Below are 20,643 nucleotides of genomic sequence, written 5' to 3' on the forward strand. Positions count from 1 at the left end.
CGCGGGGCCTCGCGGCGCAGGGCCATCGCCTCGGCCCGGTCCAGCGCGGCCAGCGTCTGCGCGGGGGTGGCGCCCCCGGCGCGCAGCCGCCGCCACAAGCGCAGAACGGATGCGGGTGACCATGGCAGCGCCGCGCCTGCCAGCCACAGCCGCAGCGCTTCGGGCAGCGCGTCATAGGCCGCCATCGGATCGCGGCTGCGGCTGCGCGGGCGTTGCGCGGTCGCGCCCAGATTGCCGTTATGGCGGGGGGCGGGGCGAGACGCAGGAGCTGCGGCAGGGATGCGGGCTAGCATGAGGCCGCCTCGTCCACCGGGTCCACCACCACGACCAGCCGCGTCCGGCCCGGCTGAGCGGGCGGAGAGCGATGCAGGATGCCGGTCGCCCCGTTCCCCCATGCGCGGCCCCGGAACAAAGCGGCATGGCCCGTGGGCATCTGCTGGATATGGGCGACATCGTCGGGGCCGGAGGCGGGGCCGAATTGCGTGCCCGGCCCCCGCAGGGTGCAGATCAGCCGGGCGCGGACCCCGTCCATGTGCCATTTGGGGCAGGTCTGGCCCGCCGTCACCTCGATCCGCAGGGTGACCAGCAGGGCGCCCAGATGGCTGGCGGCCTGTGTGGTCAGGGCGGCGATCTGGTCGGTCAGCGCCTGACGGTGCGGACCATGGGGCAGGGCGCTGGCGTCACAGGCTGGCGCGATCGCCGCGGGTGCGTCCTGCGGGCGCAGCACCTGACGCAGGCGCGGCAGCTGGTCGGGGTGCAGAGCGTCCAGCCATGCCTGAAAGCCGGGGTCGGGCTGGCGCTGCCACAGGGCCACCGCCACGCCGGGCATCGCGATGGTGCCCAGCACGCGGGGATCGGCGGCGCTGTTCATGGCGGTGGCCGGGCGCAGGGCCGGGTCGGCCTGCCGCATCAGGGCGGGGGTCATGCCGCGACCTCATCCGCGCGGCGCCAGGCGGGAAAAGGATCGGGCAGGCGCGCCCAGCCCTGCGGCGCCTCGCCCCATTCCTCGCCCAGCAGACAGGCATCCAGACGGGCGCGCAGACGATCCTCGTCCATGCCCGCGCCGATGAAGACCAGCTCTTGCCGCCGGTCGCCATAGGGTTCGGCCCAGTGCTGGTCCAGATAGGCGCGGCCCTGCGGCTGCGTCGGCCAGCGGTCGCGCGGCACCGAGGCCCACCATTGCCCGATCGGACGGACCGAGGACAGGGCGCCCGCCAGCGAGAACTCGGCCACCCAATCGGGGCGGCTGGCGATCCAGAAATGGCCCTTGGCGCGGATCACGCCGGGTAGGGGGCCGTTCAGCAATTCGTGGATCTTGCGCGGCTCGAAGGGCAGGCGGGCACGATAGACGAAGGACGCGATGCCGTATTCCTCGGTTTCCGGGGTGTGATCGGCAAAGCCGTACAGTTCCTTGGCCCACATCGGATGGGTATGGGCGCGGTCGAAATCGAACAGACCGGTGTTCAGGATGTCGCGCGGCGCCACGCGGCTGTGATCGGTCTCGATGATGCGGGCATCGGCGTTCAGGGCGCGGATGATCTTGCGCGCCGCATCGACACGCACGGGCCCCGCATCTGCACATTTGTTCAGCACGATCACATCGGCAAATTCCATCTGATCGGTCAGCAGATCGACCAGCGTGCGTTCGTCCTGATCGCCCATCACCTCGCCCCGGTCGGACAGGAAATCATGGCTGGAGAAATCCGCCGTCAGGTTCACCGCATCGACGACCGTCACCATCGTGTCCAGCCGCGCCACATCCGACAGGCTGTCGCCGCCCTCGTCGGCAAATTCAAAGGTCGTGGCGACGGGCAGGGGTTCGCTGATCCCGGTCGATTCGATCAGCAGGTAATCGAACCGCCCGGCCTGGGCCAGCTTGCGCACCTCCAGCAGCAGATCCTCGCGCAGGGTGCAGCAGATGCAGCCATTGGACATTTCGACCAGCGTTTCCTCGGTCCGGGTCATGCCGGCATCGGGGCCGTTCAGATTGGCATGGACCAGATCGGCGTCGATGTTCACCTCGGACATGTCATTGACGATGACGGCGATGCGCAGGCCGTCGCGGTTGTTCAGCAGGGCGTTCAGCAGGGTCGTCTTGCCGGCGCCCAGAAAGCCGGAAAGCACGGTCACGGGAAGGCGGGTGTCTGGGGTCATGGGATCCTCGGGGGCGGCGGTTGGCGGGAAGCCTGGTCGTTACTGTAATAGTATTACATAACGACGATCAACCCCGTTTTGCGGAGCCCCCATCCACTGGTCCAATCCGCTGCGCGCCGCGTCGCAAAGCATTGACGCCCCGCGCCCGATGGGCCATGCCGCGCGCATGCTGCATATCGATGACATCTCGTATTCCATTCAGGGCCGCCCGCTGTTTACCGGCGCCTCGGCTTCTGTCCCCGAAGGCCACAAGGTGGGCCTTGTCGGTCCCAATGGCGCTGGCAAGACCACGCTGTTCAAGCTGATCCGCGGAGAGCTGGGTCTGGACGGCGGCGCCATCAGCCTGCCGACCCGCGCCCGCATCGGCGGCGTGGCGCAGGAATCGGCGGCCACCGACCGGTCGGTTCTGGACACGGTGCTGGACGCCGATCTGGAACGCACCGCGCTGATGGCCGAGGCCGAGACGGCGACCGACGCCCATCGCATCGCCGACATCCAGACCCGCCTGACCGATATCGACGCCTGGTCCGCCGAGGCGCGGGCCGCGACGATCCTGAACGGTCTGGGGTTCGACACCAACGACCAGCAGCGCCCGACCAGCGATTTCAGCGGTGGCTGGCGGATGCGGGTGGCGCTGGCCGGGGTGCTGTTCGCGCAGCCCGACCTGCTGCTGCTGGACGAACCGACCAACTATCTGGACCTGGAAGGCGCGCTGTGGCTGGAGACCTATCTGGCCCGCTATCCCCATACCGTCATCATCATCAGCCATGACCGCGGCCTGTTGAACCGCGCCGTCGGCCACATCCTGCATGTCGAGGATCGCAAGCTGACACTGTATACCGGCGGCTATGACAGCTTTACCCGCATCCGCGCCGAAAAACGCGCGCTGCAGGCGGCCGAGGCCAAGAAGCAGACCGAACGGCGCGCGCATCTGCAAAGTTTCGTGGACCGTTTCGGTGCCAAGGCCAGCAAGGCCCGTCAGGCGCAGGCCCGCGTCAAGATGCTGGCCAAGATGGAGCCGATCACCGCCCCGGAAGAGGCCAAGTTCTTCCGCTTCAGTTTTCCCCAGCCCGAGGAACTGTCGCCCCCCATCGTCGCGATGGAGGGCGTCTCGGTCGGCTATGGCGACCGTGCGGTGCTGTCGCGCCTTGGTTTGCGCATCGATCAGGACGACCGGATCGCGCTGCTGGGTCGCAACGGGCAGGGCAAATCGACGTTGTCCAAGCTGCTGGCCGACCGGCTGGCGCCGATGGCGGGCAAGGTGGTGGTGTCGAACAAGCTGCGCGTCGGCTATTTCGCCCAGCATCAGGTGGACGAGCTGTCGCTGGACGAGACGCCGCTGGATCACATCCGCGCCGTGCGCCCGAACGAGATGCAGGCCCGCCAGCGCGCCCGTCTGGCCGGTTTCGGTCTGATGGAGGCGCAGGTCGAGACCAAGGTCCGCGCCCTGTCGGGGGGCCAAAAGGCCCGGCTGTCGCTGCTGCTGGCCACCATCGACGCGCCGCATCTGCTGATTCTGGACGAACCGACCAACCACCTTGATATCGAATCCCGCGAGGCTCTGTCCGAGGCGCTGAACGATTACACCGGCGCCGTGGTGCTGGTCAGCCACGACATGCACCTGCTGGGGCTGGTCGCGGACCGGCTGTGGCTGGTCAAGGACGGCGCCGTGGCGCCCTATGAGGGCGATCTGGACGATTACCGCCGGTTCCTGCTGTCGGGCGACGTGCCCGCCGAGAAATCCGGCGAGAAGACGCCCGAGACGCCGAAGCCTGCCCCGCCCAAGCGCCCGAACCGCGATGCGGTGCTGGCGATGCGGTCCGATGTCCGCAAGGCCGAGGAGCGGGTCCAGAAACTGACCGAGATGATGGGCAAGCTGGACAAGAAGCTGGCCGATCCGGGTCTGTACAACGATCCCTACGAGGCCGAGAAATGGGGCAAGAAGCGGGCCGAGGCCGTGCGTGCGCTGGCTTTCGCCGAAGAGTTGTGGATGGGTGCGCTGGAAAAGCTTGACGCAGCCGAGAAAGCCTGACCCCATCGGGCTGTGGCGAAAATGCCAAGGCCATCGCGATGCTGCCTTGCGCCGGTTGTGCGCCGTGATGGGCGGGATTAGATGGCCTCAACGCCCTTTGGACCGGAACGACCCGATGAAATATGCCCTGGCCTTCGCCCTTCTTTTCGCCACGCCGGTTGCCGCGCAGGACTTCGGCCTGACGGGGGACCGGGTGTTCTCGTTCGATCTGGGGCTGGGTGCCAAGGTCGGCCCGGCCTATCCCGGCGGCGAAGAGGCCGAGGTCGCGCCCTGGCTGATCTTTCGCGATGCCGGTTTCGGCCCGGTCGGGCAGGCGCCTGCGCAGGGGTTCTCGCTGGCCCCGTCCTTCAATACGGTGGGCAAGCGCGACAGCAGCGACGAGGCGGCGCTGACCGGCCTGAACGACATCGACCGCGCCTATGAGCTAGGCCTGCGCGCCAGCTATGCCACCGGCCCCATCACCGCCTATGGCAGCCTGCGCCGCGGTTTCGACGGCCACGAAGGGCTGACCGGCGAGATCGGGGCGAAATACCGCACCGAGCTGTCGGATCGCGTGACCCTGTGGTCGGGCGCCGAGGTCGGTTACGGCAATGACGATTTCAACGACACCTATTTCGGCGTGACCCCCACCGAAAGCGTGACCAGCGGCCTGCCCGCCAGCGCGCCCGGCGGCGGCTTCAACGAAGCCGCGATCACGTTCGAGGCGCGCTATGCCCTGAACGACACCACCGCCCTGCTGGGGCAGGTGCGCTATGGCAAGCTGATCGGCGACGCCGCCGATTCGCCGGTCGTGCAGGATGAATACCAGCCCTCGCTGCGCCTCGGCGTGACGCGCCGGTTCTCGTTCGGGTTCTGATCCGCGACGGCTGTCTGCTGCCGCCGAATGGACGGGATGGCCCGGCCCTTCGGTGGCAGCGATGCCTCTGCCCACCTGCATTCGTTCCAGACCCGGCTTGCAGCGTCTTTACCGACGCTCTGGTACACCCTAGGGTTGTGACGTGATCCCGGCTGGCCGGGAGGGTTTTCTCAGCTCCAGCCGGGGATAGGGCGCCTAATGCGGCAATCTGCCCGGTCTTTGGTGCTTTTGCTGGCGATGGCGCCCTTGCTGCTGGCTGGCGCGTGGGCCGGTGGTGGGACAGCGCGGGTCGTTTGCACCATGGCCGACGGCACCGACCCCGCCCCGGGCCAGGCCCTGTGCGACGCGCTGCGCAATCAGCATGACGGCCCGCCTCTGCGCCTGCATGTTCTGACGACCGGGCCTGCGGCGCTTGGCGCGCGGCTGGACCTTTTGACGGATCAGGGGCCGCGCCTTGGCCCGGCCTTGGAATTTTCGGTCATGGATCGCGCCCTGACCCCCGATGATTTTCAACTTTTTGCCCGCGACCTGCTGAGGTTCGGGCTGCTTCAGCCATAAGGACCGGCCCATGTGCCAGATCTGTGCCGCCCTGCGCCCGATGGAAAAAACCTGCGCGCTCAGCGAATTCACCGGCACCGCGGTCGACCGGCTGGCCGCGACCCTGCGCGAGGCGGGCGATGCCCCCGACAACACCCGCACCCCGTATCGCATGGGTCCGGACGACGTGTTCAGGGGCATCATCGCCTCGGGTTCCGACGAGGATTGGGTCGGCATCCGGCTGGAGGCTGGCACGACCTATCAGATCGCGGTGACCGGCGATGCCCTGTCCGATCCGATGCTGGCGCTGTATGACGGATCAGGACGTCTGCTGGCGGCGAATGATGACATCAATGCCAGTCTGGACAGCGGCCTGACCTTCAGGGCGCAGGTGACCGGCACCTATTTTCTGGGTGCCTCGGGCTATGGCGGACAGACCGGCAGCTATCACATGACCGCGCAGGAACTTGCGCCCGCCCGGCCCGCCTCGACGCTGGAACTGGCCCGCTATCTGCACGAGGGGTTCTGGCGCGACAACTGGCAAGAGGCGCGGGCTTTCGATCTGTCGGGCGACCGCGAGATCACCGTGAACCTGACCCAGTTGGACCCCGACGGGCGCGCGCTGGCCCGCGATGCGCTGGCCGCATGGTCCGCCGTCGCCGATATCCGGTTTCGCGAAACGAACCAGACCGCCGACATCCAGTTCGACGACGAGAATTCGGGCGCCTATGCCCAGTCCACGACACAAGACGGCCGGATCCTGTCCTCGGCGATCAATATCGACCGCGGATGGCTGTCCGATTACGGCGCGGCGATCGGCACCTATGGGTTTCAGACCTATCTGCACGAGGTCGGCCACGCCATCGGTCTGGGCCATCAGGGCAATTACAACGGCAGCGGTTCCTTTGCGATGGACGCGCGGTTTGCCAATGACAGCTGGCAGGCCTCGGTCATGTCCTATTTCGGGCAGGACGAAAATCCCAATGTCACCGCCTCGCAAGCCTTCGTGGCGACCTTGATGCCTGCCGATATCATGGCGATCCAGATGCTGTACGGCGCCCCGGGCGCCGGATCGCTAAGCGCCGGGAGCACCACTTATGGGGTCGGCCACACGCTTGGCGACAGCTGGCTGGGGCGGGTCTTCACCGCGCAGGGCAGTGTCGGGGTCGCGGGCGTCAGGGATGCGCGGTCGGTTGCGATGACCATCCATGACCGGGACGGGTTCGATGTCCTGGACTTTCGCAACGACGCGCAAAGCCAGCGGGTCGACCTGCGACCGGGGGGCGTGTCGGACATCTATGGGCTGACCGGCAACCTGCAGATCACGCAAGGAACCCAGATCGAGGGGTTTGTCGCCGGGGCAGGCAATGATGTCGTCACGGGGAATGGCGTCGGCAACCTGCTGCGGGGCGGGGCTGGCCGTGACGTTCTGACCGGGATGACGGGCAATGACAGCCTGCATGGCGAACGGGGCCATGACACCCTGTGGGGCGGTGCGGGGCACGACTGGCTGTTTGGCGGTGACGGCGACGATCAGCTGTCGGACATGATCGGCAACAACCTGCTGTCGGGCGGGGCCGGGCAGGACCGTCTGATCGCAGGCGCGGGCCGCGATACGCTGCAGGGCGATGCGGGCCATGACTTGCTGGATGGCGGGGCCGGGGACGACCTGATCTTTGGCGGCATCGGTGCGGATACGATCCTTGCCGGGCCGGGCAATGACACTGCCCATGGGGGCTGGGGCCATGACGTCATGAATGGTGGCTTTGGCTGGGACAGGCTCATCGGGGGGCTGGGCAATGATGCGCTGGATGGCGCCTTGGGCAATGACACGCTGGAGGGCAACGAGGGCAACGACCTGCTGCGTGGCGGGGCGGGCGCGGATCTTCTGTCGGGCCATCAGGGGAATGACACGCTGGTGGGCGGCATGGGATCGGACACGATGGCGGGGGGGATCGGCGCCGACGTCTTTCGCTTTTTCAGTGTCGCCGACAGTGCGCGTGGCGCCGGCGATCTGATCATCGATTTTGACCCCTTGGCCGACCGGCTGGATCTGCAGGCCATGGACCTGCGCTTTGGGGGCCGGGGCGCGCCGTCCGGTCCCGGATCGATCAGCTGGGATCATGTGGGTGGGCAGACCCATGTCACTGTCGATCTGGATGGCGACCGGCAGGCCGATATGGTCATCCGGCTGGCCGGTACCCTGATGCTGGAGGCCGACACCTTCGTGCTGTGACGCCGCGCGCCGCGCCGTTTGGGTGACGGGCGGTCGGTTGACGCGCGTTCGGTTGACGGGCGGGGCAGGGCTGGCTACCACCCTTGGATCATGAGCATCGATCTTCCCAGCCCGCGCGGCACCCTGACCCCCGACCGTTCTTTGGACAGCCTGACATGGCTGCGCGTCGGAGGGCCGGCCGACTGGCTGTTCCAGCCCGCCGACACCGCCGATCTGGCGCAGTTTCTGGCCGAACTCGATCCTGCCGTCCCGGTCTTTCCGATGGGCGTGGGCAGCAACCTGATCGTGCGCGATGGCGGCATCCGGGGCGTGGTGATCCGCCTTGGCCGTGCCTTCAACAGCGTCGAGGCCGAAGGTGGCATCGTCACCGCAGGCGCCGCCGCGCTGGATGCGCAGGTCGCGCGCCGCGCCGCCGAGGCGGGGCTGGACCTGACCTTTCTGCGCACCATCCCCGGCAGCATCGGCGGCGCGGTGCGGATGAACGCGGGCTGCTATGGCAGCTATCTGGCCGATCACCTGATCGATGCCGAGGCGGTCACCCGCGATGGCCGGATCGTCACCCTGACGCCAGACGATCTGGCCTTCGGCTATCGCGAAACGCAGTTGCCGCCCGATTGGGTGATCACGCAGGCGCGCCTGCGCGCGGCGCCCGGCGATCCCGATGCGCTGCATGCCCGGATGGCCGATCAGCTGGCCCGCCGCGATGCCAGCCAGCCGACCCGCGAACGCAGCGCCGGTTCGACTTTTCGCAATCCGGCGGGCTTCAGCTCGACGGGCGAGGCTGACGATACCCATGATCTCAAGGCCTGGTCGCTGATCGACCGGGCGGGCCTGCGCGGTCACAGCTGGGGGGGCGCGCAGATGTCGGACAAGCACCCCAATTTCCTGCTGAACACCGGCGGCGCCACCGCCGCCGAGCTGGAGGCCCTGGGCGAACTGGTCCGTCGCCGCGTGCTGGAAGACAGCGGCCATGACCTGCAATGGGAGGTGATCCGCATCGGTGATCCCGCCCCGGACACCGACTGACGAGCCCGACGGATTGCCGCCTGTTGCGCAAGGTGGCGGCATCTTGCCCAACATTCTGACCGGCCCCCCGGATTCCGGCTTTTGCGAACAGGGCTTTGCCTGTATCGTTTCCTTATATGACGTCCCCGACCAAGGGGGCGCGGACGATATGAAGCCCGGATCAACCGGGCGCGAAAGGCGAACACGTGACGGGCAGGTCGAGCAGGACAGCCCACTCGGTTGCCGTTCTGATGGGCGGACCCTCGGCTGAACGCGAGGTGTCGATGTCCTCGGGGCGCGAATGCGCGGATGCGCTGCGGGTGGCAGGATATCAGGTGACCGAGGTGATCCTCGGCGCGGCGCGCGGGGACGAGATCGTCCGCCGCCTGACAGAGCTTTCCCCCGATGTTGTCTTCAACGCCCTGCATGGCCGCTTGGGTGAGGATGGCTGCGTGCAGGGGCTGCTGGAATGGCTGGACATCCCCTATACGCATTCCGGGGTTCTGGCCTCGGCCCTGGCGATGGACAAGACCCGCGCCAAGGAAGCCTTTCGCGCCGCAGGCCTGCCGGTGGTGGAAAGCGTGATCGCCGAGGCAGCCGATGTCCGCCGCCGTCATGTCATCGCGCCGCCCTATGTGGTCAAGCCCAATGACGAGGGATCGTCGGTCGGCGTCTATATCGTCCATGACGGGGCGAATGCGCCGCCCGATCTGGCCGCCGACATGCCCGCGCGGGTGATGGTCGAAACCTATGCGCCGGGCCGCGAACTGACCACCACGGTCATGGGCGACCGCGCGCTGGACGTGACCGAGATCCAGACCGATGGCTGGTACGATTACGCCGCCAAATACACGGTCGGCGGGTCGCGCCATGTGATCCCCGCCGACATTCCCGCCGAGATCCGCGCCGCCTGTCTGGACATGGCGCTGCGCGCGCATCGGGCGCTTGGCTGCACCGGCCTGACCCGCACCGATTTCCGGTGGGACGAGGCGCGCGGGCTGGCCGGTCTGATCATCCTTGAAGTGAACACCCAGCCCGGCATGACGCCCACCAGCCTTGCCCCCGAACAGGCCGCCCATGCGGGCATCGATTTTCCCGCCCTGATGGCGTGGATGGTAAAGGATGCGCTGTGCCGATCGTGATCGACCACCGCCCCGGCAAGCAGATCACCCCGCCGGGCCCCCGCCTGCGCCGCGATCCGGCCCCTTCGCGGCTGAAATACCGGCTGGAGCGGATGTGGCTGAAGCCCTTTTACCGCCGGGTGCTGCGGCTTGGCCTGCCCGCGTTTGTGGTGGCGATGATCGCAGGCGTCTGGCTGTCGGACGAGGATCGCCGCGCCACCCTGACCGACAGTGTCGGCTCGGTCGTGGCCGAGGTTCAGAGCCGCGACGAATTTCAGGTCCGGGTCATGACGATCGAGGGTGCCTCGCCTGTCGTGGACCGGGCCTTGCGGGCGATGCTGCCGGTCGATCTGCCGGCCTCCAGCTTTGACATCGATCTGGCGGCCCTGCGCCTGCAGGTGATGCAGCTGGATGCGATCGAGACGATCGATCTGCGCATCAAGCCGGGCGGCATTCTGTCGGCGGTGGTCAAGGAACGCGAACCCGCGATCCTGTGGCGCCATGCGCGCGGCATCGACATGCTGGACGCGGGCGGCCACCGGGTGGCGTCGGTCACCTCGCGCGAGGTGCGCCCCGAGCTGCCGATGATCTCGGGCGAGGGGGCGGATTTGGCCACTGCCGAGGCGATGGCCCTGTTCGATGCGGCCGGGCCGATCCTGCCCCGGGTGCGCGGGCTGGTCCGGCGAGGCGAACGGCGGTGGGATCTGGTGCTGGACTTCGGCCAGCGCATCATGCTGCCCGAAAAGGGCGCCGTGATCGCGCTGGAGGCCGCCATCGCGATGGACCGGGCCGAGGATATGCTGGGCCGCGACATCGTCGCCGTCGATCTGCGCGATCCGCAGCGCCCGGTCCTGAGGCTGGGGATCGACGCGCGCAACACGATCCGGACCGCGCGCGGCCTGCCCCTGCTGGGGCCGGATGGCAGCGTGCTGCCCGAAGAGACCGAAGGCTGAGAGAGACAAGGGAGGGAACGGCGAATGACAGATCTGTATCACACGCAACGCGCCATGCGGAACATGCGCCGGGCCGCCCTGCAGCGGGGCGTCATCGGCATTCTGGACATCGGCACGTCCAAGATCGCCTGTCTGGTGCTGCGTTTCGACGGCACCGGCACATTCCGGGAAACCGATGGCGTCGGTCCGATGGCCGGACAGGTGAATTTCCGCGTGATCGGCGCGGCCTCGACCCGCTCGCGCGGCATGCGGCGCGGCGAGATCGAGACGATGGCCGAAACCGAACGTGCGATCCGCACCGTCGTCGCCGCCGCGCAGAAGGTGGCGGGCGTGCGGGTCGATCACGTCATCGCCTGCCTGTCGGGCGGGCGCCCCGCCTCCTATGGGCTGGCCGGAGAGATCACGCTGGCCTCGGGCAAGGTCGGCGAACATGACATCGCGCAGGCCCTGGCCGCCTGCGAGCCGCCCGATTTCGGGCGCGGCCGCGAGGTGCTGCACGCGCAGCCGGTGAATTTCGCCGTGGACAACCGCAGCAATCTGGCCGATCCGCGCGACCATCTGGGCAACAAGCTGTTTTGCGACATGCATGTGCTGACGGTCGATGGCGATGCGATCGGCAATCTGGTGCAATGCATCCGGCGCTGCGATCTGGAACTGGCGGGCATCGCCTCGGCGCCCTATGCCTCGGCCCGCGCCAGCCTTGTCGAGGATGAACAGGAACTGGGCGCCGCCTGCATCGATTTCGGCGGCGGCGGCACCGGCGTGTCGATCTTTATCAAAAAGCACATGATCTTTTCGGACCATGTGCCGATCGGCGGCAATCTGGTCACGCAGGACATCTCTCAGGGGTTGCGGGTCAGCCTGCCGATGGCCGAACGGCTGAAAACCCTGAATGGCGGGGTCGAGGCGACGGGCCGCGACGATCGCGACATGATCGATGTCGGCGGCGAGACCGGCGATTGGGAGGCCGACCGCCGTCAGGTCAGCCGCGCCGACGTGATCGGCGTCATGCGCCCGCGGGTCGAGGAGATTTTGGAACATGTCCGCGAGGTGCTGGATGCGGCGGGCTTTGACTGGATGCCCAGCCAGCAGATCGTGCTGACCGGCGGTGCCAGCCAGATCCCCGGACTGGACGGGCTGGCGGCGCGAATCCTGGGGCCGAATGTCCGTTGCGGACGGCCCATGCGCATCGACGGGCTGGCCCATCAGCTGACCGATCCCAGCTTTTCCAGCGCCGTGGGGCTGGCTTTGTTCGCGGCCCATCCACAGGACGAATGGTGGGATTTCGAAATGCCCGCCGACCGCTATCCGGCCCGCAGCCTGCGCCGCGCCTATAGGTGGTTTAAAAACAACTGGTAAGTTCGATTTCAGCGAATAGGGGTCCGTGGGGCAGTCGCCACCATATTCAGCGGCTATGGCAAGATACCGCCTATACTCGCGCATATCAGGCCCATATTTTGCGATTTCTTAACCTTTTCGGGTGACGCAACCGGCCCGAATGAGTAGCATGACAGTTAAACAAAGGGATTCGAGCGGGACACCCGCGCCCCAAGCCGAAGCAGCGAAAACAGGCGGACAACATGAACCTCAATCTGATGATGAACGACGAAGAAGAGCTGAAGCCGCGCATCACCGTTTTCGGTGTCGGGGGTGCGGGCGGCAACGCGGTCAACAACATGATCTCGAAGCAGCTCGACGGGGTCGAATTCGTGGTCGCCAATACCGACGCGCAGGCCCTGCAGCAGTCGCGGGCGACCTCGCGCATCCAGATGGGTCCGAAGGTGACCGAGGGTCTGGGCGCGGGCGCCAAGCCCACGATCGGCGCCAAGGCCGCCGAAGAGACCATCGAGGACATCGTTGATCACCTGATGGGCGCGCATATGTGCTTCATCACCGCCGGCATGGGCGGCGGCACCGGTACCGGTGCCGCCCCGATCATCGCGCAGGCCGCGCGCGAGATGGGCATCCTGACCGTCGGCGTCGTGACCAAGCCTTTCCAGTTCGAAGGCACCAAGCGGATGCGTCAGGCTGAAGAGGGCGTCGAAGCCCTGCAGAAGGTCGTCGATACGCTGATCATCATCCCCAACCAGAACCTGTTCCGGCTGGCGAACGAGAAAACCACCTTTACCGATGCCTTCGCGATGGCCGATGACGTGCTGTATCAGGGCGTCAAGGGCGTGACCGACCTGATGGTGCGTCCCGGCCTGATCAACCTGGACTTTGCCGACGTGCGCGCGGTGATGGACGAGATGGGCAAGGCGATGATGGGCACCGGCGAAGCCTCGGGCGAGAACCGCGCCCAGGAAGCCGCCGAACGCGCCATCGCCAACCCGCTGCTGGACGAGATCAGCCTGAACGGCGCCCGTGGCGTGCTGATCAACATCACCGGCGGCTATGACATGACCCTGTTCGAGCTGGACGAGGCCGCCAATGTCATCCGCGACAAGGTCGACAGCGATGCCAACATCATCGTCGGCTCGACCCTGGATCCGGATATGGACGGCGCGATCCGCGTCTCGGTCGTGGCCACCGGCATCGATGCCGCTGTGGCGGTTGCCGAAACGCCCTCGCCCCGTCGCAGCATGGCGGCGCCGCTGACGCAGAACCCCTCGGTCGCCCATGCAGGGCAGGACGAGCCGCAGATGCCGCCCCGCCGCGTGCCCGCACCCGCCATCCCCTCGGAAGCGCAGGCGCCTGCGTCGCGCGCCGAAGAGGACATGCCCCAGCCCGCCTATCAGCCGCGCGACACGGCGCGTCAGACGGCGGTGCGGATCGATGACGATGCCTCGGCCTTCGTCGCGCCCCGCTCGACCGGCGCCCGTGCCGGTCAGCCCGCCCCCGAGGTGATGGAGCGTCTGCGCCGCGCGGTGGACAATCACGGTCGCAGCACGCCCGCCGCCGCCGCCCCGCAGGCGCCGCAGCCCGCACCGGCCCCCAACAGCCGCATGAGCGGTCTGGGCCGCATGCTGGAACGCATGGCCGGTCACGGGGAATCGGGCGGGCAAAAGCCCGGCGCCTCGTCCATCGCGGAACGCGTGAACGAGCGTGTGGCGACCCGCGCCCGCCAGCAGGATGCCGATTTCGACGATCTAGCCAGCCCCGACAGCGGCAAGGACAATGTCGAGATCCCGGCCTTTCTGCGCCGTCAGGCCAACTGATCCGGTTCACGAAACCGGCACATCCCAACCCGAAAGGGGCCGCGTCACGCGGCCCCTTTTTCGTTTGTTTGCCGGGATTTGCGCCAGATGGTCGGGGGATTGTTGCAGGGCCGGGGGGGAATGTTTCACCCCGTCACAAAACGTTAATTGAATGCGGGGGCCGGCGGGCCTAGCTGAACTGAGACGCGGCACGATGCCGACAGACGACTTATCCGGAAGGCAGGCAGATCATGCAGGCGACGCTGAAAGACAAGGTGACATTCACGGGCGTGGGGCTGCATTCCGGCGCCTCTGTCCGGCTGACCATTCACCCCGCGCGTCCCGGCCATGGCATCGTCTTCCGCCGCACCGACCTGACCCCTGCCGTCGACATCCCCGCCATGTGGGATCATGTGACGCCGTCCAAGCTGTGCACGCTGCTGGACAATGGCAAGGGCGTGACCCTGTCCACCGTCGAACATGTGATGGCCGCGCTGGCCGGGACCGGCATCCACAATGCGCTGGTCACCGTGGACGGCCCCGAGATCCCGATCCTGGACGGCTCTGCCGCGCCTTTCGTCGATGGCATCATGGAGACCGGCATCCAGCGTCAGTCGGCCCCGCTGCGGGCGATCCGCGTTCTGCGCACGGTCGAAGTGCGCGAGGGCGAGGCGTTCGCCCGCCTGTCGCCCGCCGACCATCTGCAGATCGATTTCCAGATCGATTTCACCGATGCGGCCATCGGCCATCAGGAAAAGCGGCTGGACATGGCCAATGGCGCCTTCCTGCGCGAACTGGCCGACAGCCGGACATTCTGCCGCGCCTCGGATGTCGAGATCATGCGCCGCAACGGCCTGGCGCTTGGCGGCACCTATCTGAACGCCGTCGTCGTCGATGGCGAACAGATCCTGACGCCCGGCGGTCTGCGCCACGCGGACGAGGCCGTGCGTCACAAGATGCTGGACGCCACCGGCGATCTGGCGCTGGCGGGCGCGCCGCTGCTGGCCCGCTATACCGGCCACCGTGCGGGTCATGCGATGACCAACCGCCTGCTGCGGGCGCTGTTTGCCGATCCGACCGCCTGGCGGTGGGAACTGTGCACCCCCGAGCTGGAGGGTCGCCTGCCCGGCGCGGGCGTGGCCGATTACGCCCGCGACAGCGTGGCCATCGCCATCGCCGCCGAATAAGGTGCCGTGCCCTGTCATCCGCCCCGGCCGCCCTGCGGCGCCGGGGCGTTTCCTTGCCGGCGGAATTCAACAGATTGCCATTTTGCGCCCCCTGATGTTCTGTGCTAGAGGATGCCGGCACTGCGGACCTCTGGGGATGCAGGGCGGCGACAATCGTAGGGCAGGGTGAATATGGCGGGCGCAAAAATCTCGGCTCGGGTGATGGCTGCGGCGCTGGCGGGTCTTGTTCTGGCAGGCTGCGCAGGCAACCGCGATTCGGGCCTGAGAGAGAATCTGGACCGATACACCGCCGAGGACATCTACAAGCGCGGCGAGTTCGAGCTGGAGAACAGCGGCAAACCCGAAGACGCGGTCTTTTATTTCAGCGAGATCGAGCGGCTGTATCCCTATTCCGAATGGGCCAAGCGGGCGCTGATCATGCAGGCCTATGGCAACCATCGCGCGGGCAATTACGAAGAGGCGCGGGGCGCGGCTCAGCGTTTTCTGGACAGCTATCCCGGTGACGAGGATGCGGCCTATGCGCAATATCTGCTGGCCTTGTCCTATTACGACCAGATCGACGACGTGGGCCGCGATCAGGGCCTGACCTTTCAGGCGCTGCAGGGGCTGCGAACGGTGATCGAACAGTATCCCGACAGCGAATATGCGCGCAGCTCGATCCTGAAATTCGATCTGGCCTTTGACCATCTGGCCGCCAAGGAAATGGAGATCGGGCGCTATTACCTGAAACAGGGTCATTACGCCGCGTCCGTGAACCGCTTCCGCGTCGTGGTCGAGGAATTCCAGACCACCACCCAGACCCCCGAGGCGCTGCTGCGTCTGGTCGAGGCCTATCTGGCGCTTGGCCTGCTGGACGAGGCGCAGACGGCGGGCGCGATTCTGGGCCACAATTTCCAGTCCTCGCCCTTCTATGACGACGCCTTCCGCCAGCTGCGCGGACGGGGTCTGTCGGCCGAGGTGCAGGGTGACAGCTGGCTGACCAATGTCTATCGCCAGACCGTTCAGGGACGCTGGCTGTAATGCAGTCCCGGCACTGCGCCGCCCCGTGCTGAGATCGCTGGACATCCGCGACATGCTGCTGATCCAGCGGCTGGACCTGTCCTTTGGACCGGGCCTGAACGTGCTGACCGGCGAGACCGGGGCGGGCAAGTCGATCCTGCTGGATTGTCTGGGCTTTGTGCTGGGCTGGCGGTCGCGCGCCGAACTGGTCCGTCAGGGCGCCCAGCAGGGCGAGGTTCAGGCGGTCTTCGATCTGCCCGACGCCCATCCCGCCCATGCCATCCTGTCCGAGGCCGGGATCACCATCGACGAGGGCGAGCTGATCCTGCGCCGGGTGAACGGTCTGGACGGGCGCAAGACGGGCTGGGTCAACGACCGCCGCGTGTCGGGCGAGGTGCTGCGGCAACTGTCCGAGGTTCTGGTCGAACTGCACGGCCAGCATGACGACCGGGGTCTGTTGAATCCGCGCGGCCACCGGGTGCTGCTGGACGCATTCGGCGCGCTGGACACAGGCCCCGTCCGCGCCGCATGGACCGCCCGCCGCGAGGCGAACCGCGCGCTGACCGAGGCCGAGGCCGCCCTGACCGCCGCCCGTCAGGAAGAGGAATATCTGCGCCACGCCGTGGCCGAACTGGACAAGCTGGCGCCCGAACCGGGCGAGGAACAGCGTCTGGACATCGCGCGGCGCGCCATGCAGGGCGCCGAACGCATTCGCGACGACGTGGCCCGTGCCCTGCAGATGCTGGGCAGCGATGGCGCCGAAAGCGCGATGGTCGATGCCGCCCGCTGGCTGGAAGGCGCCGCCGAACAGGCCGAGGGGCGGCTGGACGAACCCTTGGCGGCCCTGTCGCGCGCCCTGATCGAGCTGGGCGAGGCCACGCAGGGCATTGAGGATACTCTGCAGGCGCTGGATTTCGATCCCTCGGCGCTGGAAAACACCGAGGAGCGGCTGTTCGCCCTGCGCGCGCTGGCCCGCAAGCATGACGTTCTGGCCGATGATCTGGCCGGGCTGGGCGAGCAGCTGCGCGACCGCCTTGGCCGCATCGATGCCGGAGAGGCGCAGATGACCACGCTGCGGGCCGAGGCCCGTGCCGCGGATCAGGCCTATGACGCCGCCGCCGCCGCGTTGACCGCCGCCCGCACCGCTGCAGCAGTGCGGCTGGATGCCGCCGTGACCGCCGAACTGGTGCCGCTGAAGATGGAACGCGCGGTGTTTCTGACCGTGGTGTCGCCGTCCGATCCGGGGCCGGACGGGCGCGATACGGTGGCGTTCACCGTCGCCACGAACCCCGGCGCGCCCTCGGGTCCGCTGGACAAGATCGCCTCGGGGGGCGAGCTGTCGCGGTTCCTGCTGGCGCTGAAGGTTTGTCTGGCGCAGGGCAATGACGCGCTGGTGATGATCTTTGACGAGATCGACCGGGGTGTCGGCGGGGCGACCGCCGATGCCGTGGGTCGTCGCCTGCAGAATCTGGCCAATGGCGCGCAGGTTCTGGTCATCACCCATTCGCCGCAGGTCGCGGCCTTGGGGGCGGTCCATTTCCGGGTGTCGAAATCGGTGACCGACGGCATGACAACATCGACCGTGGTGGCGCTGTCCGAGGCCGATCGCGTCGCCGAGATCGCGCGGATGCTGGCAGGTGACCGGGTGACAGGTGCCGCGACCGAGGCCGCGCGGGCATTGCTGGACGGCTGAGCCCTAGTCCAGGATCTTGCCCGCCGGGCGCAGGATCGACCGGATAATGCCGCTGGCCGCCTCGATTCGGACCAGTTGGCCGTGAAGCACCGCATAGATCTCGCCCTCGGGCGGCTCGGACAGGCCATAGCGACCCGGACGGGTGACGCGGTGCGTCTGGCCCTGCGGCGCGACGGCACCCACGGCGGGCAGGGGCCGCGCGGGACCGGCACAGTCCATCGTGCAGGCCACCAGCGCGTCAAGCCCGCGCGGCGATGGTGTGTTGGGGGCTGTCAGTGCGGCAAGACCCATCATGGCCCCTGCCGCCGCAGCGGCAAAGGGGTGCAGCGGGGTCATCATATCCTCGGGTGGTTATGCCCTGCCAACCCGAGGCAGTGCTTTGGGTTCCCCGTCATCGGCGCATGGCGGTCATGCAATGACCTGCGCGCCTGTCAATCAGGCAGTGGGGCGGGGGTTCAGTCGGGCATCCGGGGCAGGGGGCGCAGGACGGACAGGATCTTGCCGCTGGCCGCCTCGATCCGGACCAGATGGCCGCCCACGACCGCATAGCGGCTGCCGGGCAGGTCGGGACCAAGCCCCACCGCCCCCAGATTGTCGATCATCTGAATGGTTGTGCTGTCGGGAATGTCGCCGACCATCGGCAGGGCGACGGCGGCGCGGACATGGTCCCCGGCCTCGGCCGGGGCGCCGACGGGTCCGGTGAACAACGTGAAGGCAATCATCGCGACTGCGCATATCCCGCATGCGATGACGTTCCGGCTGTTCATCTGGTCCGCCTTTTTGATCCCGTTCGCGATCCCCCAACTAGACAAATGTTAAATCGTTCCGCCCGGGTGGGCAATCCTCTAGCAGCGGCCCTCTAGGAGCGGCGGGCCTCGAAACGCGGCAGCATGGCAGAAAAGTCACGCCCCCGCCCGTCCTCGTGCTGAACAAAGTCGCTGTAAAGCTGCCGGGCCAGCGCCCCCATCGGCGTGTCGGCCCCGGTCGAGCCTGCCGCCTGCTGGGACAGATCCAGATCCTTCAGCATCAGTTCCGCCGCAAAACCGGGCTTATAGCCGTGATCGGCGGGCGAGACGGGGCCCACCCCCGGCGCCGGGCAATAGGTGGTCATCGACCAGCTGGCCCCCGAGCTGGTGGATACGACATCGAACATCTTCTGCCGGTCCAGCCCCAGACTGTCGGCCAGCGCAAAAGCTTCGCAGGTGGCGATCATTGTTACGCCCAGGATCATGTTGTTGCAGATCTTGGCGGCCTGACCGGCACCGCTGTCGCCGCAATGGACGGTCTTTTGCCCCATCACGTCGAACAGGGGCTGCACGCGGGCCACATCCCCCACGCTGCCGCCGACCATGAAGGTCAGGGTGCCCGCCTGCGCGCCGCCGATCCCGCCCGAGACGGGGGCGTCCAGCGCGCCCAGACCGGCGGCGCGGGCCTGATCGGTCACCGCGCGGGCGCTGTCCACATCGACGGTCGAGCAATCGCACAGGATCGCACCGGGCCGCATGGCCGGGATGACCTGGCCTGCCACCGCGCGCAGGATCGCGCCGCTTGGCAGCATGGTGATGACCAGTTCAGCGTCCCGCGCGGCGTCTTCGGCGCCGGCCGCCATGGTGACGCCCGCAGGCGCCCCGGCGGCAGTGTCAAAGCCCGTCACCTGATGCCCGGCCGCCGCCAGATTGGCGGCCATCGGCGCGCCCATATTTCCCAGACCGATGAATCCGATCTTCATTCCGCACCCTCCCACAGCAATTCATCCTGTTCCAGCGGCGCCAGCATGGCGCGCAGCGCGTCCGGCCCCGCATCCGCCTGCCAGTCCGGGCGGCGGTCCTTGTCGATGATCTGGGCGCGCACGCCCTCCAGAAAGTCGCTCTCGGCGGTGGCGCGGGCGGTAAAGCGGTATTCGCGCGACAGCGATTGCTGCATCCGCGTATCGGCGCGCGCCGCCCGCACCATCGCCAGCCCCGCCGCCATCGACAAAGGCGAGTTCCGGCCAAGCGCGTTGAGCGTGTCCGCATCGCCCGCCTGTTCCAGCGCCGCGATGATATCGGCGACATGGCGCCCGCCAAAGGCCGACAGGTCGCGCCGATCCAGCGTGGCGGCGGGGGCAGGATGGCCCGCAAGGCAGCCCAGATCGCCCGTCTCTTCCAGCGTGGCGATCAGGCCGGGCCAGTCCGCCTCGGGGATATACAGATCCGCAAAGCCCGCATGGATCGCATCGCCCGGTCCCATCCGCGCGCCGGTCAGCGCCAGATATTCCCCGATCCGCCCCGGTGCGCGACCCAAAAGCCAGGTGCCGCCCACATCGGGGATCAGACCGATGCCGCTTTCGGGCATGGCGATGCGGGTCGTGTCGCCCACCACGCGGTGGCTGGCATGACCGCCCACCCCCACGCCGCCGCCCATCACAAAGCCCTGCATCAGGGCCACGACGGGCTTGGGGAAATCGGCAATGGCCGCATTCATGCGGTATTCGTCGCGAAAGAAATCCCGGCCCACGCCGTGATCGCCCGCGCGCCCGGCGTGATAGACTGCTGCGATATCGCCACCCGCGCAAAAGGCCCGGTCGCCCAAGGCGTCGATGACGACCAGCGCCACATAGGCATCGTCGCGCCAGTCGTCCAGCGCCTTGTGGATGGCCAGCGCCATAGGATGGGACAGCGCGTTCAGCGCCTGCGGGCGGGTCAGCGTGATGCGGCCCGCGCGGCCTGTCTTGCGGATCTGCAATTCGTCCAT

At 67.6% G+C, this 20,643-nt stretch carries 19 protein-coding genes; 12 read left to right on the forward strand and 7 right to left on the reverse strand.

What is annotated here, in order from left to right; genetic code table 11:
- From EG885_RS23505 to EG885_RS04650, 3 genes are all read right to left on the reverse strand, one after another.
- A partial coding sequence (locus tag EG885_RS23505; protein ID WP_131573319.1) for a DUF6525 family protein occupies window positions 1–293 on the reverse strand: 293 nt, incomplete at its 3' end.
- Window positions 287–925: a DUF1826 domain-containing protein gene (locus tag EG885_RS04645; RefSeq protein ID WP_131573320.1), complete on the reverse strand. Its 639-nt coding sequence runs from the start codon at window positions 923–925 to the stop codon at window positions 287–289. The genes EG885_RS04645 and EG885_RS23505, both read right to left, overlap by 7 nt.
- The gene (locus tag EG885_RS04650; RefSeq protein WP_131573321.1) at window positions 922–2,154 is read right to left on the reverse strand and encodes a GTP-binding protein; all 1,233 of its coding nucleotides are present in this window, start codon (window positions 2,152–2,154) and stop codon (window positions 922–924) included. Before EG885_RS04650 ends, EG885_RS04645 begins: the two co-directional genes overlap by 4 nt.
- A 166-nt stretch (window positions 2,155–2,320) precedes the next feature.
- Between EG885_RS04650 and EG885_RS04655 the strand changes: the two genes are divergently transcribed.
- From EG885_RS04655 to recN, 12 genes are all read left to right on the forward strand, one after another.
- Complete coding sequence (locus EG885_RS04655; RefSeq protein WP_131573322.1) at window positions 2,321–4,186, forward strand: ABC-F family ATP-binding cassette domain-containing protein; 1,866 nt, start codon at window positions 2,321–2,323, stop codon at window positions 4,184–4,186.
- A 115-nt stretch (window positions 4,187–4,301) separates the two neighbouring features.
- A complete protein-coding gene (locus EG885_RS04660) occupies window positions 4,302–5,042 on the forward strand; it encodes a MipA/OmpV family protein (protein WP_131573323.1) in 741 nt (246 codons plus the stop codon).
- Window positions 5,043–5,240: 198 nt separating this feature from the next.
- Window positions 5,241–5,600 (forward strand): hypothetical protein, encoded by a 360-nt coding sequence (locus tag EG885_RS04665; protein WP_131573324.1) that lies wholly within the window; start codon window positions 5,241–5,243, stop codon window positions 5,598–5,600.
- 10 nt (window positions 5,601–5,610) lie between these two features.
- The gene (locus tag EG885_RS04670; protein ID WP_131573325.1) at window positions 5,611–7,815 is read left to right on the forward strand and encodes a M10 family metallopeptidase C-terminal domain-containing protein; all 2,205 of its coding nucleotides are present in this window, start codon (window positions 5,611–5,613) and stop codon (window positions 7,813–7,815) included.
- 90 nt (window positions 7,816–7,905) lie between these two features.
- Window positions 7,906–8,841, forward strand: coding sequence for a UDP-N-acetylmuramate dehydrogenase (murB, locus tag EG885_RS04675; RefSeq protein ID WP_131573326.1), 936 nt, complete (start codon window positions 7,906–7,908; stop codon window positions 8,839–8,841).
- Window positions 8,842–9,026: 185 nt separating this feature from the next.
- Window positions 9,027–9,962: a D-alanine--D-alanine ligase gene (locus EG885_RS04680; RefSeq protein WP_131573327.1), complete on the forward strand. Its 936-nt coding sequence runs from the start codon at window positions 9,027–9,029 to the stop codon at window positions 9,960–9,962.
- Complete coding sequence (locus tag EG885_RS04685) at window positions 9,950–10,894, forward strand: cell division protein FtsQ/DivIB (RefSeq protein ID WP_242679500.1); 945 nt, start codon at window positions 9,950–9,952, stop codon at window positions 10,892–10,894. Before EG885_RS04680 ends, EG885_RS04685 begins: the two co-directional genes overlap by 13 nt.
- 24 nt (window positions 10,895–10,918) lie before the next feature.
- Window positions 10,919–12,253, forward strand: coding sequence for a cell division protein FtsA (ftsA, locus tag EG885_RS04690; RefSeq protein WP_131573328.1), 1,335 nt, complete (start codon window positions 10,919–10,921; stop codon window positions 12,251–12,253).
- Between the two features lie 221 nt (window positions 12,254–12,474).
- Window positions 12,475–14,052: a cell division protein FtsZ gene (gene ftsZ / locus EG885_RS04695; RefSeq protein WP_131573329.1), complete on the forward strand. Its 1,578-nt coding sequence runs from the start codon at window positions 12,475–12,477 to the stop codon at window positions 14,050–14,052.
- 230 nt (window positions 14,053–14,282) lie between these two features.
- Window positions 14,283–15,218: a UDP-3-O-acyl-N-acetylglucosamine deacetylase gene (gene lpxC, locus EG885_RS04700; RefSeq protein WP_131573330.1), complete on the forward strand. Its 936-nt coding sequence runs from the start codon at window positions 14,283–14,285 to the stop codon at window positions 15,216–15,218.
- 171 nt (window positions 15,219–15,389) lie between these two features.
- Complete coding sequence (locus EG885_RS04705) at window positions 15,390–16,238, forward strand: outer membrane protein assembly factor BamD (protein WP_131573331.1); 849 nt, start codon at window positions 15,390–15,392, stop codon at window positions 16,236–16,238.
- A gap of 25 nt (window positions 16,239–16,263) precedes the next feature.
- On the forward strand, window positions 16,264–17,910 hold the full coding sequence (recN, locus tag EG885_RS04710; RefSeq protein WP_131573332.1) for a DNA repair protein RecN: 1,647 nt from the start codon (window positions 16,264–16,266) through the stop codon (window positions 17,908–17,910).
- A gap of 3 nt (window positions 17,911–17,913) precedes the next feature.
- On the opposite strand, the gene EG885_RS04715 is transcribed toward recN, so the two are convergent.
- The 4 genes from EG885_RS04715 to EG885_RS04730 form a co-directional block, all read right to left on the reverse strand.
- On the reverse strand, window positions 17,914–18,246 hold the full coding sequence (locus EG885_RS04715; protein ID WP_165571036.1) for an RcnB family protein: 333 nt from the start codon (window positions 18,244–18,246) through the stop codon (window positions 17,914–17,916).
- A gap of 119 nt (window positions 18,247–18,365) precedes the next feature.
- Window positions 18,366–18,677: a hypothetical protein gene (locus EG885_RS04720; protein ID WP_131573334.1), complete on the reverse strand. Its 312-nt coding sequence runs from the start codon at window positions 18,675–18,677 to the stop codon at window positions 18,366–18,368.
- A 92-nt stretch (window positions 18,678–18,769) separates the two neighbouring features.
- Window positions 18,770–19,639, reverse strand: a complete 870-nt coding sequence (gene mmsB / locus EG885_RS04725) for a 3-hydroxyisobutyrate dehydrogenase (protein WP_131573335.1) — start codon at window positions 19,637–19,639, stop codon at window positions 18,770–18,772.
- The gene (locus tag EG885_RS04730; RefSeq protein WP_131573336.1) at window positions 19,636–20,643 is read right to left on the reverse strand and encodes an enoyl-CoA hydratase/isomerase family protein; all 1,008 of its coding nucleotides are present in this window, start codon (window positions 20,641–20,643) and stop codon (window positions 19,636–19,638) included. Before EG885_RS04730 ends, mmsB begins: the two co-directional genes overlap by 4 nt.

Origin of the sequence: Paracoccus nototheniae (assembly GCF_004335005.1) — a bacterium.
Lineage (GTDB): Bacteria > Pseudomonadota > Alphaproteobacteria > Rhodobacterales > Rhodobacteraceae > Paracoccus > Paracoccus nototheniae.